This window comes from Croceivirga sp. ABH4_376 (genome assembly GCF_056160685.1).
Genome location: NZ_JBSWXQ010000003.1, coordinates 39,619 through 55,749, shown reverse-complemented (window position 1 = coordinate 55,749; position 16,131 = coordinate 39,619). Strand labels below are relative to the sequence as shown.

Genomic DNA, 16,131 nt, shown 5'->3' with positions numbered 1-16,131 from the left:
CTAATAAATTGAAATTAGCTTTAAGCGCTCCAGAAAATTTGTTACTGGATAAAGAAATTCAAATTACAGGGTCAAAGAGTGAGACCAATAGATTGTTATTATTGCAAGCACTTTTTCCTAATCTTAAAATAGATAACCTGTCCAATTCTGATGATGCGGAAGTAATGCAAAAAGGATTGGCAATAGCCAATGGCACGGTAGATATTCATCATGCTGGTACTGCCATGCGTTTTTTAACGTCTTATTTTGCCACGCAAGAAGGTAAGACAGTTGTTCTTACGGGTTCTAAACGTATGAAAGAACGCCCTATTAAAATATTGGTAGAGGCGCTCAGGTCTCTTGGTGCAGCAATAGAATATGTTGAAGAAGAGGGGTATCCTCCCTTAAAAATTACAGGAAAAAAGCTAAACCGAAACAAAGTTAGTTTACCGGCCAATATTAGTAGTCAATACATTTCGTCCCTAATTCTTGTAGCACCAAGTTTGCCAGACGGACTAGAAATTGAATTGGTAGGTAAAATTACCTCTGTGCCCTATATAAAAATGACCTTAGGGTTGTTAGATGAAATTGGTATCGTCGCTACTTTTAAAGATAACACTATTGAGGTAATGCCCAAAGAGGAGGTTACCTCTAAAACCATGACAGTAGAATCTGACTGGAGTGCGGCAAGCTATTTTTATAGTATTGTGGCACTTGCAGAAATAGGTAGTAAAATTAAGTTGTCTAGTTATAAAGAGCATTCCTTGCAGGGCGATAGCGTTCTGGCATCCATTTATCAGCAATTTGGAGTAAGTACAACGTATTCCGAGAATACCATAGTGTTAGAAAAAAATGGAGAGCAGCTGGCGGATAGCGTTGAATTGGATTTAGCCAATGCACCAGATATTGCACAAACCATTGCAGTAACGTGTTACGGGTTGGGTATGGTTTGTCATTTAACCGGCCTACACACCTTGCCAATCAAAGAAACAGATCGTCTAGCAGCTATGAAAACTGAATTGGAAAAATTTGGGGCCGTGGTTACTATAACAGAAGAAAGTCTAACATTGGAATGTAATAATTTAATTGGAAGCGATGTAGCCGTAGATACGTACAACGATCACAGAATGGCTATGGCTTTTGCTCCTTTGGCTATGAAAACCAATTTCTTTGTTAATGATGCGGGTGTTGTGTCCAAATCTTATCCGGATTTTTGGAAAGATATGGAGCTTGTTGGCTTTAATGTAGCAACAGTTTAAGGAATAATCGATAATTTACTTGACAACCCCTCGTTGTAGATTGTATATTTGCCATCCTAAAAATTCAAAACGCCCAGATGAAATTATCTAACTTCAATTTTGATCTTCCAAAAGAATTATTGGCCGAGTATCCTGCAGAAAACAGGGACGAATCCAAATTAATGGTTATCCATAAAGATACCGGTAAAATAGAACACCGAATGTTCAAAGACATGATTGAGTACTTTGACGAGGGGGATGTTATGGTATTGAACAATACCAAAGTTTTTCCGGCTAGATTATTTGGTAACAAAGAGAAGACAGGAGCTAGAATAGAGGTGTTTTTGTTAAGAGAGCTTAACGAGGAGCAGCGTCTTTGGGACGTATTGGTAGATCCTGCAAGAAAAATACGTATAGGTAACAAATTGTATTTTGGAGACGATGAAAGTTTGGTTGCAGAAGTTATAGATAATACAACTTCTAGAGGTAGAACCCTTCGTTTTTTATACGATGGCTCCTATACGGATTTTAGAAGAAAATTAAGGGAATTGGGAGAAACGCCACTTCCAAAATACATAAAAAGAGAGGTTACGGCAGAAGATGAAGACCGTTACCAAACTATTTATGCCAAGCACGAAGGTGCAGTTGCGGCACCAACTGCCGGTCTACATTTTAGCAAACACTTGTTAAAGCGTTTGGAAATTAAAGGTGTAGATTTTGCCGAGGTAACTTTGCACGTTGGTTTAGGTACGTTTAACCCAGTAGAAGTAGAAGACCTATCTAAGCACAAGATGGATAGCGAAGAATTGGTAATTGATGAAAAGGCTACTGAAATTGTAAATAATGCCAAGGCCAATAAAAAGAAAGTTTGTGCAGTTGGTACAACGGTTATGCGTGGTTTAGAGAGTGCTGTTTCTTCTGAAAGAACATTGAATACGTTTGAAGGTTGGACCAACAAATTCATTTTTCCACCATATGATTTTAGCATTGCGGATTGTATGATTACTAATTTCCACTTGCCAAAATCTACTTTATTAATGATGATATCTGCCTTTATGGGGCACGATTTAATGAAGAAATCTTACAAGCAGGCCATTTTAGAAAATTACCGTTTCTATTCTTATGGTGATGCTATGTTAATTATCTAAGTTAACAGGATTAAATTTAAAATATACAATTCCTGTCTGGATGCATGTCTGGGCAGGAATTTTACTTTCTTACCTTTGCACCGATGGCAGATAAAAAGGATATAAGGGCATTAACCAAAGAGCAATTGCGTAATTTTTTTGTAGCGCAAGGCGATAAAGCTTTTAGGGGCAATCAAGTTTATGAATGGCTCTGGAAAAAGTCTGCGCATTCTTTTGAGGCCATGACCAATATCTCTAAGGAAACTAGAGAAATGCTCGAAACTAATTTTACCATCAATAATATCCGTGTAGACCAGATGCAAAGGAGTACGGATGGTACTATTAAAAATGCAGTAAAATTGCATGATGATTTGGTGGTAGAATCCGTTTTAATCCCTACGGAAACCAGAACTACAGCTTGTGTTTCTAGTCAGGTTGGGTGCAGTTTGGATTGCCGTTTTTGTGCTACTGCCCGTCTAAAGCGCATGCGCAACTTAAATCCAGATGAAATATATGACCAAGTAGTGGCTATAGACAACCAAAGCAGGTTGTACCATGATAGGCCTTTAAGTAATATTGTTTTTATGGGTATGGGAGAGCCTTTAATGAACTATAATAATGTTCTTAAGGCTATTAATATGATTACTTCAGAAGAGGGTTTAGGGATGTCTCCAAAACGGATTACCGTTTCAACCTCCGGTGTGCCCAAGATGATTAAAAAAATGGCAGATGAAGAAGTCCGTTTCAAGCTAGCGGTTTCATTGCACTCTGCAATAGATGAGGTTAGAACCGCTATAATGCCTTTTAATAGCACTTTTCCACTAAAAGATTTACGAGAGGCATTAGAATATTGGTATGCCAAAACCAAAAACAGAATTACCTATGAGTATGTGGTCTGGCGTGGCATTAACGATACGCAGAAAGATGTAGATGCCTTGGTTAAGTTCTGCAAATTTGCCCCTTCTAAAGTAAACTTAATAGAATACAACCCTATAGATGATGGTGAGTTTCAACAGGCTTCTGATGAGGCTTTAAATAGATATATTACCACTTTAGAGAAAAATGGCATCACGGTTACGGTTAGGCGTTCTCGCGGAAAAGATATTGATGCCGCTTGTGGGCAATTGGCAAATAAGAGCTAAAATTTTACGCTTCATCCTACAATTATTGTTCCCCGTCTTAATTCTTGAAACAATAGTGCGGAGGTCTCCCATTTTCGTTACTTTTGAAGGCTCAAAGACAACTATATTTCAATTCATTGAAGGTAGCAGCACAAATACGTGAACCTATAGAGCAAGAAATGGAACTTTTTGAAAAAAAGTTCCATGAATCCATGTCTTCTAAAGTTGCATTGCTCAATAGAATTACCTACTACATTGTAAATAGGAAGGGGAAGCAAATGCGGCCTATGTTTGTGTTTTTAACGGCCAAAATGCTTAACAATGGTGAAGTTGTAGAGCGTACGTATACCGGGGCTTCTATAATTGAACTTATACACACGGCCAGTTTGGTGCATGACGATGTAGTAGATGATAGCAACAAACGCCGTGGCTTCTTTTCCATTAATGCCTTATGGAAAAATAAGATTGCCGTTTTAGTGGGCGATTATCTTTTTTCTAAAGGCTTATTGGTTTCTTTAGAGCGTGGTGATTATGATTTATTGCAGATAATTTCAGGTTCTGTACGTTCTATGAGTGAGGGTGAGTTGCTACAAATAGAAAAGGCCCGTAAACTAGATATTACAGAGGAGGTTTATTACGAGATTATTCGTCAAAAAACGGCAACATTAATTGCCGCCTGTTGCAGTATGGGTGCAGCTTCGGTACGGCCAGAATCTAAAGAAGTTGCTATATTTAAACGGTTTGGTGAGTTATGTGGAATGGCGTTTCAAATTAAAGACGATTTGTTTGATTACGGTGAGGAACGCATCGGTAAACCAACAGGTATCGATATAAAGGAGCAAAAAATGACCTTGCCTTTGATATATGCGCTCAACCAAAGTTCAAAAGAAAAAAAGCGCTGGTTAATCAATTCCATCAAAAATCATAATAAGAACAAGAAGCGTGTAAAAGAAGTCATTGCCTACGTAAAAGAAGCTGGCGGTCTGGAATATGCTATTACTAAGATGATGGAATTTAAAGACGAAGCGCTTGGCCTACTAAAAGACTACCCTGATTCTCCCTATAAAGAGGCACTAACCTTAATGGTTAATTACGTAGTAGAGCGAAAAAAATAAGTAATTACTTCGCTATTTTTCAGTGTTTTGTAAAAATAAGTAGCCTAAATATTATTTTTAGGCAACCCTTTTTATTGTTTCAGCGTCTATAGCTATAGAAGACAATCTAAACACATTGAAGATTATACCTTTTTACAATAACGAAAAGTTGCTCATAAAAAAGGCACAAAAAGGAAGTAGAGACGCCCAACAGGCTATCTATGAACAATTTGCGCCAAAGATGTTGAGTGTGTGCAGGCAATATGTTAAAGATGCTCATTTTGCAGAAGATGTTATGGTAACAGCGTTTGTAAAGGTTTTTAAAGGGTTGCAATCTTTTGAGTTTAAAGGAAGTTTTGAGGGCTGGGTTCGTAGAATTATGGTTAGGGAAAGCATTACCTATTTGCGTAAAAAACAGTTTGTAGTATATGACGATGAGGTGTTTGAAAAACAACAACCTTCTTACCATTCCAATACGGAATTAGACGTGGAATATGTACAGCAATTAATAGATGCTTTACCAGAAGGGTATAAAATGGTTTTTGTTTTGTATGCGGTAGAGGGGTACAAACATCAGGAAATTGCAGAATTATTGGATATTACCGTTGGTACTTCTAAATCCCAATTATCTAAAGCACGTAAACAATTGCAAGAGAATCTTAAGTTGCAGAAAGAATTTGATAACAGAACAATGCAGCGATAAAAGAAAGAGAGATGGAAAAGTTAGAAAAACATATTAAAAACACCTTGGAGCAGCGAAAAATAGAACCTGCAGCATCAAGTTGGGATAAAATTGCATCGCAATTAGATGTTCCTGCCAAGAAAAAACCAATAACTATTTGGTGGGCTGTAGCGGCAACTATTTTGGTAGTGTTGGGTCTTTTTGCATTTTTTAATACAACTAACGTGGCTGTTCCTGATCCAATACAACTTGTTGAAGTGGAAGACACTTCCAATGAAAATATAAAGCAGGAGGAGCAGTTTAAAACTTCAACAACTAAACAGGCAATTGAGGCTACTGCCGTTGCTCAAGAATCTAAAAAAGAAGTAAAAGGTGGAAATGAAATAGTGGTAAAGAAACAATTGCCCAAATTAGCACAAGTAATGCCGCCCAAAAAAGAAGAATTAGCGCAAGCTATACCGGTAAAAGACCAACAACTAGATAGTTTGGTTAACGGAAAGTTAGAGCAAGTATTGGCAGAGGTTACAGCCTTGGAGAAATCCAAAAACGCTAGTTTGTTAGATTCTGAGATAGACTCATTGCTGTTGAATGCCCAGAAGGAAATCTTACAAGAAAAAATAGTGCGTCCAAACGGTAATGTAGATGCCATGGCTTTATTGGCAGCGGTAGAAACCGAGCTAGACCAAAGTTTTAGGGACAAAGTTTTTGATAAATTAAAAGACGGCTTTTTTAAGGTGCGTACTGCCGTTGCCGAACGTAATCAGTAATTATTCATCAATCAATCATCTGTATTCGCTGCCCTCTCTTAATTGGGAGGGTGGGCAAATACGGGTTTAAATTAACAAAAATCATGAAAAACAAAGTTATTGTAAGTATGTTTTTAGTGCTATTAGGAACGTTTTGTACCTATGCACAAGCGGAACAAACACAAAAGGAAATTGAGAAATTAAAAGCATTAAAAACGGAAATAACCCAGCAAGAAAAGCAAGAACTTAAGGAAGAGGTAGAGGCTATAAACGAAAAGCTAGAAGCAAAACTCATTACCAAAAAAGAAGCAGAGGAACTTAAAGCCGAAGCAGCTAAAAAAAGAGCCTTAAATATTGAAAATAGAATTGCAATTCTAGAAAATAAGATAGCGTTAATTGAGCGTAATAAAGGTAAAGTTTTAGAAGTAGATACTCTTAATTACCTACGTGCCATAGAAATTGGTTTTGGTAATGAAGATGGGGATAATGGCAATTTATTTGGTATTAGAATCAATAATAATCCTCACAGGTCAGAAACAAAATATGACCGCCGTACCTATTCAGATTTTGTTATGGCCATTGGGTTTAACAATGCCATCATAGAAGGGGAATCCTTTTCGGATACACCATATAAACTAGCGGGCAGTCGCTTTTTTGAAATGGGTTGGCAATGGCGAACCAGGGTATTTAAGAATAGCAATTGGTTGCGGTTTAATTACGGGTTCTCTTTTCAATTTAATGGCTTAAAACCAGAAAACAATCAATATTTTGTGATGAATGGTAATCAGACCGAGTTACAAGAATTTGATGTTGAGCTAGATAAATCAAAATTAAGAATGGATAACTTGGTTTTTCCAATCCATTTTGAGATTGGACCGTCTAAAACATACAAGACCGAGGAAAAAATTAGATACAGCCTACAAGATCAGTTTAGATTAGGATTTGGGGGTTACGGAGGTTTTAATATAGGTACGCGCCAAAAGTTAAAATACCAAATGGACGGGGATAGGATAAAAGATAAGCTTAAGCGAGATTACAATACAAGCAATCTAATTTATGGTTTAAGTGCATACGCAGGGGTAGATGGTATGTTGTTGTATGTAAAGTACGATTTAAACCCTATTTTTAAAGATGCCGCTATAACGCAAAGAAATATATCCGTAGGCCTTCGGTTTGATTTGTAGTACTATCTTTCATTTATGATTTTAAGCATATCAGCAGAAAAGTCGTTTTTATAGTACACGCGATTACAATGGGAACATTCCGCATAGTGGTTTGTTCCTATTTTAGTAATGGGCAACCAAAATACATGTACTAAGGTTTCTTGGGAATAAAGCGTTACCGTTCCTTTTTGTCCACAATGCCCACAAACCACGCTAGGCATTTTGTTGCTATTTTCTTTTCCTTTTTTAGTGCCGAAGAATAGAATCATTGCCGATTAATTATCTTTGAATTCTACTACAAAGGTAGTAATCTAACGCGCTAAATTTTTTCATTTTAAATGATATCAAAATCTACCATAGACCAAGTATATGAAACCGCAAGGGTAGAAGAGGTAATAGGCGATTTTGTTCAGCTTAAAAAATCGGGAACAAACTACAAAGGGCTTAGCCCATTTACAGATGAGCGTACCCCTAGTTTTATGGTAAGCCCGGTTAAACAAATATGGAAAGATTTTAGTAGCGGCAAAGGTGGTAATGTAGTGGCTTTTATCATGGAGCACGAACATTTTAGTTATCCAGAGGCTATTAAGTACTTGGCCAAAAAGTACAACATAGATATAGAAGAAACAGAGCAGACCAATGAGCAAAAAGAACAGGCCAATGAACGGGAGAGCATGTTTTTGGTTTCAGAATATGCCCAAAAGTTCTACGAAAAAACCTTATGGAATACAGAGCCGGGTAAAGCTATTGGTTTAAGTTATTTTAAAGAGCGTGGTTTTACTGATCAAACCATTAAAAAGTTTGGTTTGGGTTACAATCCGGATCAGTGGGAAGCATTTACCAAAGCGGCCTTAGGAGAAGGTTACAAGCTAGACTATTTGGAGAAAACCGGTTTAACCATTGTTAAGGAGCAACAAGGTCAAGAACGCAAAACGTTTGATCGTTTTAAAGGTAGGGTAATGTTTCCAATTCATTCTATGAGTGGTAGGGTTTTGGGTTTTGGTGGGCGAATTTTAACCAATGATAAAAAGGCGGCCAAATACCTAAATTCTCCAGAGAGTGAAATTTATCATAAAAGCAAGGTCTTATATGGAATTTACCATGCCAAGCAAGCTATAGCAAAAGAAGACAATTGTTTTTTGGTTGAAGGGTATACAGATGTAATTCAGATGAACCAATCTGGAATAGCGAATGTAGTTGCATCTAGTGGTACGGCTCTAACCCCGGAACAAATACGTTTAATACACAGGTTAACTAAAAATATTACGGTTTTATTTGATGGTGATGCGGCTGGTTTGCGTGCCTCTTTACGTGGTGTAGACCTTATTCTAGAGCAAGGTATGAATGTTAAGATTTGTACGTTTCCAGAGGGCGAAGATCCAGATAGTTTTGCTAAGAACAATACAGAGGAAGAAATAGCTCATTACCTAAAAGAAAATGCTCAAGATTTTATTCAGTTTAAAACTTCGCTATTGGCTAAAGAGGCGGCCAACGATCCGTTAAAAAGAGCAGATACCGTAAGGGATATTGTAAATAGTATTTCTAAAATACCGGATCAAATTAAGCGTGAAATATATGTACAGGAATGCGCTAAATTGATGAATGTATCCGAGGCTGTTTTATACAACACCTTGGCGCAAATTAATAAAAAGTTGGTTACGGATGCTGCTAAAAAACAAAAGACAGATCAAAAAGCTTTTGATGTAGTACGGCCAGAACCCAAACCTGAAAAAGTTGATGTGCAATTTATACTTGAGCACAAAATAATTGAGCTGCTATTGATTTATGGTAGTAAGTTGGAAACTTTTGAGGATTTAGTGCTTAAGGAGAACGATAAGGGAGATTTGGTTTTACAGCCAGAAGCACTGGAAGCTAGAGTATATGAGAAGATTTTTTTGGATTTACAGGAAGATGAAGTGGAATTGTCTAACGAAAGCTTCAGGGCTATATATACCCAACTAATTGAGCATTTGAATGCAACTGCCGAATTTGATATCAAAAAATTTCTACCAACCTTGGGGCAAGAAGAGATGCAGCAAGTAAGCTCTATTTTAATGGATGAAGAAAAGTATGTATTGCATAATTGGGAACGAAAGGATATATATCCAAAAGACAAAGAGATAGGGGTAGCCCAATTGGTAAGTGAAACCATATTGTCTTTGCGTTGTAATTTGATTAAAAATAGAATAAACCAACTTCAAAAAGAGACCGAAAACTCTATGGAGGTTAATACCGAAGTGTTGGAAGAAATAATGAATTATATACAGCTTAGTAAATTATTGAATTCTAAACTAAACCGAGTATTGGGATAAAGAAAAACCCTAGAATAACTAGGGTTTTATATTTATAGTCATTTTATTTTATAGGCTAGTATAGTTCCAAAGCTTTTGCTTGCTGTAACAGGTCTACTAGGTTATCTACGTTTAATTTACGCATTAAACGGGCTTTGTAGGTACTAACTGTTTTTTCGTTTAGGTTAAGGCCTTCTGCAACTTCCTTGTTTCGCTTACCACTTGCCAATAATTTTAAAACCTCGATTTCTCTAGTAGATAATTTTCTAAAGAATCTTCTTGGTTTTTGGGTGCCCTCATCAAACGCTAATCGTTGCGCTAGTTCGTTGGTAATGAACATGTTTCCTTCTGCTACCTTTTTAACGGCAGAAATAATATAATTAACATCCGCAGTTTTAGATAGATAGCCAAACGCCCCTGCTCTAATGGTACTCAAAGCGTAAACATCTTCAGATTGGCCACTATACATTAGCACTTTTGTTTTTGGGAAATCTTGTTTTAGTTTTCTTAGGGTGGCAATACCGTTAATTTCAGGTATATCCATTTCTAGCATAACTACGTCAGGAGAAACGCTTTTAAGGGTTTCAAACAGTTCGCTTGTAGAAGCTACATCTGCAATAACTTCAAATCCAGTCTCGGAGTTTAAAACATCCTTTATACCTAAACGAACAATTGGGTGGCTGTCCGCTATAAGAACTTTGATCATTGTGGTAGTAAATCTTTAAAATTAAGGCCTGTTGGTAGTATTTAATAAATAAAAGATTACAAATACTGACAGGCAAGTTAACCAATAAACACGACAAATTTGCGTTTTTTCATAAAAAACACAGAATTTCTAGGGTTTTATTCGTTTTAAGTCGGTATAAAGTGGTTAATCTGCTGATTTTAACGCTTTAGGGATTTCGCAAACCGGTATTGGTACCATTTTATGTTTGTTTGCGGTATTAAAACGCTTGTAAATGGTAAACACCTCTTTTTTGCGCCCCTCAAAATCATTCGCGGTTTTACCGGCATCCGCCATTTCCATAGCCCATTCCAATTCTGGGTAGGATGCTCCAATTTGGTCTTCATCTGTTCTGTCGTCTCCCCAAAGACCATCTGTTGGTGCTGCTTCTAAAATATCTTGGTTTACGCCCAAGAAACTTCCTATTTGGTATACTTCGGTTTTTACTAAATCTGCAATTGGGCTTAAGTCTACACCGCCATCACCATATTTGGTATAAAATCCAACCCCAAAATCTTCTACCTTGTTTCCGGTACCGGCTACCAAATACCCGTGTAAAGCGGCAAAGTAGTATAAGGTGGTCATTCTAAGTCTTGCTCTTGTATTTGCTAAAGACATAAAACGTTCCTCTTCGTTTTTTACCTTAGGGAGTGCCGCTACCAAACTATCAAAAACGGGAGTTAGGTTTACTGGTTGTCTGCTTACATTAGGATAGTTTTTCATAAGCCAGTCAATATGGCGGTCTGCACGTGTTACCTGGCTTTCTGCTTGGTGTATTGGCATTTCTATACACATAAGGTCTAGCCCTGTTCTTGCGCATAGCGTAGAAGTGACGGCAGAGTCAATTCCGCCAGAAATACCTATTACAAATCCTTTTATATTGGCATTGTTAGCGTATGTTTTTAACCAATTAACAATGTGGTCTACTACCTTTTCTGTTTGCATACTATTGTTTTTACTATCAAAAAATTACCTTTGCACCTTGTAAATTTAAACGCTGTAGCTTTAAAAATGAAGTTGTATCCGTATTTCTTGTCATTCTTTTTGGTGATTTTACTCTTTTCCTGCAAAGAAGAGTCTAAAATAGAACAGGAAATAGCAAAAGTTCCCGTTGATATCACCGTTAAGCGTTTTGATGAATTGTTTGCAAATTCCACTGTAGAAGATATTCCTAGTTTAAAAGCAGAATTTCCTTATTTGTTTCCAAAAGTTGTTCCAGATAGTATTTGGGCACATAAGCTTAAAGACACCCTGCAACGGCAGCTAAAAGAAGAAGTAGACAAAACTTTTGGAGATTTTGAGACGCAACAAACAGGTTTAGAATCTTTTTTTAAACATATTACTTATTACTTTCCACGTTTTAAAGCACCAAAAATAGTTACTCTGATTTCAGAAGTACAATATGATACACGAGTGGTGCTTACGGATTCTCTTTTGCTAATTGGATTGGACAATTATTTAGGTGCTGATCACTTCTTCTATGAGGGTATGTCCAAGTATATTGCCAATGGTTTGGATAAACAATTTCTACTTTCAGATGTTGCCAGTGCTTTTGCTAAAAAGGTTAACGCACTACCCAGAAATAGAACTTTTTTGTCTCGCATGGTTTACCATGGAAAGGAGTTGTATTTAAAAGACCTTTTATTACCTAATAATACAGATGCGCAAAAAATAGGTTTCACTGCGGAAGAGATAGCATGGGCACAGAACAATGAGGAGCAAATTTGGCGCTATTTTATAGAAGAGCAATTGTTATATAGTACGGACAGTGCTTTAGACAGGCGTTTTTTAGACCCAGCCCCGTTTTCAAAATTTGGCCTTGAATTAGATCGTGAATCTCCCGGACGGTTAGGTAGGTACATTGGTTGGCAAATTGTAAAAAAATACATGGATAAAAACCCGGAGGTTTCTGTAATTGAATTATTGGATTTACCGGCAGATGATATATTTAAAAATTCAAATTATAAACCAAGAAAATAATGGCTGTAGTACATACTTCTGAGATAAAGTTGAAGGTGGGATTAGATGAAAATAGGGTTCCAGAAGAATTAAGCTGGTCTGCTCAAGATGGTGGAGTAGATAATGAAGAGGCAAAAGCAATGATGCTTTCCGTTTGGGATAGCGCTAAGCAAGAATCCTTAAAAATTGATTTGTGGACAAAGGATATGCCTGTAGACGAGATGAAAGTGTTTTTTCATCAAACCTTAGTTACTATGGCAGATACTTTTATGCGCGCCACTCAGGATGAAAAAATGACAGCCACCATGAAAGACTTTTGTGAGTATTTTGCGGACAAACTTGACCTAAAAAAATAGCTAGGTTGCTATAAATCTTGGTCAAAGGCTTCAAATTTGGCTTTGTCTTTGCCTCTTAGCGCAAGGTCTTCTATTACTTTATCTTTTGTAGGTCTTAACCAAAATAGATAAATCAATAAAGTTCCGGCTACAGTAATGTAGAGTGGGGTACCCGTGGTGCTAAACCAAATAATATTAAGTAAGGTTGCGCCTTCAATTATGGCGTATCTAACAATGTTAGCACTTAAAAACCCGTTCAACTTATTAAGTAAAGAAGGTTGTGTTTTAGCTTTGTCTAATAGATTTTTATACATAACAGAGCTGGCAAAAAAGGCAATGGCACCTATAACGGGTAAGATGTAAATCATAGGGTCTGTTAAGTTCAATTCATCAGTAAAATTCATTTGGGTATTATAGTAGAAATAGGCGCATATGGCCAAACAACCCATGGCTAGTGCTAGATGAATAATTTTTGCGGTTTTTAGAAAGTTTTTGGGCGTTCTTTGTGGTCCGTTTTGCTGTGTCATTTATGGTCTTTTATGAATTAAAAGATACGGATTAATTGAGAAATGTAGTTTGGAAACCGTTAGAAATATAGATGGTTCTTAATCTTAAAAAATTAGACCATTAAATCTTTAGGGTTTAGATTTTGATTGATCTCTGCTATATAATTAAGTAACTCCTCCTTACCCAAATGTTTGCTAGAAGAGGTGATGAAGTAAGGTGGTGTTTCTTCCCAAACCGAAGCTAATAACTCCGTTAAATAAGCTTTTACATTTTTTTCTATTGCTCCGGGCTTAAGTTTGTCTGCTTTGGTAAAAATAATAGCAAAGGGAATACCGTTACTGCCCAACCATTCCATAAACTCCATGTCTATTGGTTGTGGTTCATGGCGTATATCAACTAAAACAAAAGCACAGACTAGTTGTTTACGTTTTAAAAAATACTCGGTAATGTATTTTTGAAACGTCTTCTTGTCTTTTTTGGAAACACGGGCATAACCATACCCTGGTAAATCTACCAAAAACCAATTCTTATTAATTTTAAAGTGGTTGATTAGCTGCGTCTTACCCGGTCTGCCAGAAGTTTTTGCCAAACTCTTGCGGTCTACCAGCATATTTATCAGCGAGGATTTACCTACGTTAGAACGTCCAATAAAAGCATATTCCGGTAGTGGTTCTTTAGGGCATTTAGCAACGTCTGAGTTGCTCATCACAAACTCTGCAGCGGTAATTTTCATTTAGGTTCCTTTTGGAACTCAAAGATACGGTAAGTCAAAAGAACGCTTGTTTAAAACGCTCTTTTCTGTAGCCAGTTGTCTAAGATTTGGTTAAAATCTTCAGGATGTTCCATCATTGGTGCGTGCCCACATTTGTCTATCCAGAATAAATCTGAATCGGGTAATAATTGATGAAATTCTTCGGCCACATTTGGTGGTGTAACGTTGTCCTGTTTTCCCCAAATTATACAGGTTGGTGTATTCATATTGGGTAAATCCTTTGCCATATTGTGGCGTATGGCACTCTTGGCAATGGCTAATGTTTTTACCAATTTCATCCTGTCGTTTACGGTAGCAAAAACCTCGTCTACAATTTCTTTTGTAGCCACTTCTGGATCATAAAAAACATCTTGTGCTTTTTTCTTGATAAACTCGTAGTCTCCCCGTTTTGGGTATCCATCGCCCATGGCACTTTCGTATAACCCGGAACTTCCGGTTATGACCAAAGCTTTGACCATCTCAGGATATAATTTGGTGTGTAACAAGCCAATATGGCCGCCTAGGGAGTTGCCCAGTAGAATAACATCCTTTAAACCTTTATGCTCAATAAATTCCTTAAGAAATTTAGCAAAATTCTTTACTGTCGTCTTAATTACCGGCATATCATAAATGGGTAGCTCAGGAACTAGAACTTTATAGCCTTTTGTTGGAAAATACTCGGTTACGCCGTGGAAATTACTTAGGCCGCCCATTAATCCATGTAAGATAATGATAGGAGTGCCTTCTCCTAGCTCTATGTAACGGTACTTGCCGTCCTGTACAATTTTCTCCTCCATTTAAGTTGGTTACGAATGTGGGCAAATATAGGGATTTCAAAAGAATGCAATAACACACTTTTTTTTGGTTTTCCTAAAAATGTTAAAAGCTTTTTTAAAAAGCTTTTTGTAAACCGAGTGGTAAAAAGTGTCTCAAATTTTGGGCTAAAGTGTCAAAAAGTGGTTAGAATGTTCGCATTTTATTAACAATGTGGGGTTTTGTGGTAAAATGTGGTAATAAATTTTATATTTTTGAGTTGTAATAAGAAACACGCCGATTTTGGACATTTTTTTCTTTGGGGTATTTAACTGTAAGGCCGATGCCAAGGGTAGGGTAATGCTACCTGTTGCGTTGCGCAACCAGATGGCCCCTGTGTTAAAAGATGGGTTTTTTATTAAAAAGGCGTATTACAGTGATTGTTTGGAGTTGTATCCTGCTTATGAATGGAACAGGGTTATGTCTGAATTAAACCAGAAAAGCAGGTTTGACGAAGAAAACCTTGATTTTATAAGGATGTATACAGCTGGTTTGCGTCAAATAGAGGTAGATGCAAATGGTAGGTTGTTAATCCCTAAAGATGTTATTGGTATGGTAGGTATTACTAAGGAAATTGTAATAGCGCCAATTGGTAAGCATTTGGAAATTTGGGATAAAGACACCTATGAGAAGGCAATTACGGCTACCAAAGAAGAAAAGAAGGCTTTGGCAAAAAGGGTTATGAGTCCTAATAAAAGTGGAGACAATGTATCATGATCCTGTGTTGCTTAAAGAAACCGTGGATGGTTTGGCCATTAAAGAAAATGGTGTTTATGTAGATGTCACCTTTGGTGGTGGTGGCCACTCAAAAGAGATATTGTCAAGGCTTGGGCCTTCTGGAAGGTTGTTTGCTTTTGATCAAGATGAAGATGCGTTGGCTAATGCTTTGGATGATGAAAGGTTTGTGTTGATCAATGAGAATTTTAGGTTCTTAAAACAGTATTTGCGTTTTCATGGTGTAAAACAAGTTGATGGTGTTTTGGCGGATTTTGGTGTGTCATCGCATCAGTTTGATGAGGCCGATAGGGGATTTTCTATTCGCTTTGATGGTGATTTGGATATGCGAATGGACCGTAGAAAGTCTATTTCTGCTTTTGAGGTAGTAAACGAATATGATGTAAAGGAATTGACGCGGGTTCTAAAGGAGTATGGAGAGTTAAGGAATGCCTACGGAATTGCTGCTGCTATTGTAAATGCTAGGATAGAGGGCGAAATTAAAACAACAGAGCAGCTCAAAGGGGTTTTGGGTAAATTTTTGCCTAAGGCGAAAGAAAACAAAATTTTAGCGCAAATCTATCAGGCGGTTCGCATAGAGGTTAATGAGGAAATAGCTGTTTTAAAAGATTTTTTGATTCAAATTCCAGAGGTTTTAAAAACGGGCGGAAGGTTAAGTGTGATCAGCTATCATTCTTTGGAGGATCGGTTGGTGAAACGATTTATAAGAGATGGAAAATTTGTAGGTGAGGCGGAGAAGGATTTTTATGGGAATGTAGATGTGCCGCTTAAAAAGGTTGGTGGTTTAATTGTGCCAACGGCAGAAGAAATAGCAAGAAATAATAGAGCGCGTAGCGCCAAATTGAGAATAGCAGAACGGTTGTAAT

Annotated in this window: 18 protein-coding genes; 12 read left to right on the top strand and 6 right to left on the bottom strand. The window is 37.2% G+C overall.

Annotated features, from left to right (window positions below):
• Positions 1-8 precede the first annotated feature (8 nt).
• The 7 genes from ACXAGS_RS08740 to ACXAGS_RS08710 all read left to right on the top strand — a co-directional run bounded on the left by ACXAGS_RS08740 (position 9) and on the right by ACXAGS_RS08710 (position 7,171).
• Entirely contained in the window at positions 9-1,238 is a 1,230-nt protein-coding gene (locus ACXAGS_RS08740; RefSeq protein WP_474906177.1) for a 3-phosphoshikimate 1-carboxyvinyltransferase, read from the top strand.
• A 77-nt stretch (positions 1,239-1,315) separates the two neighbouring features.
• Positions 1,316-2,365: a tRNA preQ1(34) S-adenosylmethionine ribosyltransferase-isomerase QueA gene (gene queA / locus ACXAGS_RS08735; protein WP_474906176.1), complete on the top strand. Its 1,050-nt coding sequence runs from the start codon at positions 1,316-1,318 to the stop codon at positions 2,363-2,365.
• 83 nt (positions 2,366-2,448) lie between these two features.
• Positions 2,449-3,486, top strand: a complete 1,038-nt coding sequence (gene rlmN / locus ACXAGS_RS08730; RefSeq protein WP_474906175.1) for a dual-specificity RNA methyltransferase RlmN — start codon at positions 2,449-2,451, stop codon at positions 3,484-3,486.
• 116 nt (positions 3,487-3,602) lie between these two features.
• A complete protein-coding gene (locus ACXAGS_RS08725; RefSeq protein WP_474906174.1) occupies positions 3,603-4,580 on the top strand; it encodes a polyprenyl synthetase family protein in 978 nt (325 codons plus the stop codon).
• Positions 4,581-4,695: 115 nt separating this feature from the next.
• Entirely contained in the window at positions 4,696-5,262 is a 567-nt protein-coding gene (locus ACXAGS_RS08720) for an RNA polymerase sigma factor (RefSeq protein ID WP_474906173.1), read from the top strand.
• A gap of 11 nt (positions 5,263-5,273) precedes the next feature.
• Positions 5,274-6,008 carry a hypothetical protein gene (locus ACXAGS_RS08715; RefSeq protein WP_474906172.1) on the top strand — a complete coding sequence of 245 codons (735 nt, stop codon included), beginning with the start codon at positions 5,274-5,276 and terminating at the stop codon, positions 6,006-6,008.
• Positions 6,009-6,091: 83 nt separating this feature from the next.
• Positions 6,092-7,171, top strand: coding sequence for a hypothetical protein (locus ACXAGS_RS08710; RefSeq protein WP_474906171.1), 1,080 nt, complete (start codon positions 6,092-6,094; stop codon positions 7,169-7,171).
• Between the two features lie 2 nt (positions 7,172-7,173).
• Here ACXAGS_RS08710 and ACXAGS_RS08705 read toward each other — a convergent pair whose 3' ends face one another.
• Positions 7,174-7,419: a zinc-ribbon domain-containing protein gene (locus ACXAGS_RS08705; RefSeq protein WP_474906170.1), complete on the bottom strand. Its 246-nt coding sequence runs from the start codon at positions 7,417-7,419 to the stop codon at positions 7,174-7,176.
• Positions 7,420-7,488: 69 nt separating this feature from the next.
• On the opposite strand from ACXAGS_RS08705, the gene dnaG reads away from it, so the two are divergent.
• The gene (gene dnaG / locus ACXAGS_RS08700) at positions 7,489-9,462 is read left to right on the top strand and encodes a DNA primase (RefSeq protein ID WP_474906169.1); all 1,974 of its coding nucleotides are present in this window, start codon (positions 7,489-7,491) and stop codon (positions 9,460-9,462) included.
• A 55-nt stretch (positions 9,463-9,517) separates the two neighbouring features.
• Here dnaG and ACXAGS_RS08695 read toward each other — a convergent pair whose 3' ends face one another.
• Positions 9,518-10,147, bottom strand: a complete 630-nt coding sequence (locus ACXAGS_RS08695) for a response regulator (protein WP_474906168.1) — start codon at positions 10,145-10,147, stop codon at positions 9,518-9,520.
• A 165-nt stretch (positions 10,148-10,312) separates the two neighbouring features.
• On the bottom strand, positions 10,313-11,110 hold the full coding sequence (gene nadE, locus ACXAGS_RS08690; RefSeq protein ID WP_474906167.1) for an NAD(+) synthase: 798 nt from the start codon (positions 11,108-11,110) through the stop codon (positions 10,313-10,315).
• Between the two features lie 66 nt (positions 11,111-11,176).
• On the opposite strand from nadE, the gene gldB reads away from it, so the two are divergent.
• Positions 11,177-12,145, top strand: coding sequence for a gliding motility lipoprotein GldB (gene gldB / locus ACXAGS_RS08685; protein ID WP_474906166.1), 969 nt, complete (start codon positions 11,177-11,179; stop codon positions 12,143-12,145).
• A complete protein-coding gene (gene gldC, locus ACXAGS_RS08680) occupies positions 12,145-12,480 on the top strand; it encodes a gliding motility protein GldC (RefSeq protein WP_010519126.1) in 336 nt (111 codons plus the stop codon). The genes gldB and gldC overlap by 1 nt, the downstream gene beginning before the upstream one ends.
• 8 nt (positions 12,481-12,488) lie before the next feature.
• Here gldC and ACXAGS_RS08675 read toward each other — a convergent pair whose 3' ends face one another.
• The 3 genes from ACXAGS_RS08675 to ACXAGS_RS08665 all read right to left on the bottom strand — a co-directional run bounded on the left by ACXAGS_RS08675 (position 12,489) and on the right by ACXAGS_RS08665 (position 14,514).
• The gene (locus tag ACXAGS_RS08675) at positions 12,489-12,986 is read right to left on the bottom strand and encodes a hypothetical protein (RefSeq protein WP_474906165.1); all 498 of its coding nucleotides are present in this window, start codon (positions 12,984-12,986) and stop codon (positions 12,489-12,491) included.
• Between the two features lie 92 nt (positions 12,987-13,078).
• Complete coding sequence (yihA, locus tag ACXAGS_RS08670; RefSeq protein ID WP_474906164.1) at positions 13,079-13,699, bottom strand: ribosome biogenesis GTP-binding protein YihA/YsxC; 621 nt, start codon at positions 13,697-13,699, stop codon at positions 13,079-13,081.
• A 50-nt stretch (positions 13,700-13,749) separates the two neighbouring features.
• Positions 13,750-14,514: an alpha/beta fold hydrolase gene (locus tag ACXAGS_RS08665; protein WP_474906163.1), complete on the bottom strand. Its 765-nt coding sequence runs from the start codon at positions 14,512-14,514 to the stop codon at positions 13,750-13,752.
• Positions 14,515-14,773: 259 nt separating this feature from the next.
• Between ACXAGS_RS08665 and ACXAGS_RS08660 the strand changes: the two genes are divergently transcribed.
• Together ACXAGS_RS08660 and rsmH are read left to right on the top strand one after the other, a co-directional pair.
• The gene (locus tag ACXAGS_RS08660) at positions 14,774-15,247 is read left to right on the top strand and encodes a division/cell wall cluster transcriptional repressor MraZ (RefSeq protein ID WP_474906162.1); all 474 of its coding nucleotides are present in this window, start codon (positions 14,774-14,776) and stop codon (positions 15,245-15,247) included.
• Entirely contained in the window at positions 15,237-16,130 is an 894-nt protein-coding gene (gene rsmH, locus ACXAGS_RS08655) for a 16S rRNA (cytosine(1402)-N(4))-methyltransferase RsmH (protein ID WP_474906161.1), read from the top strand. The genes ACXAGS_RS08660 and rsmH overlap by 11 nt, the downstream gene beginning before the upstream one ends.
• The last annotated feature ends 1 nt before the right edge of the window (position 16,131 follow it).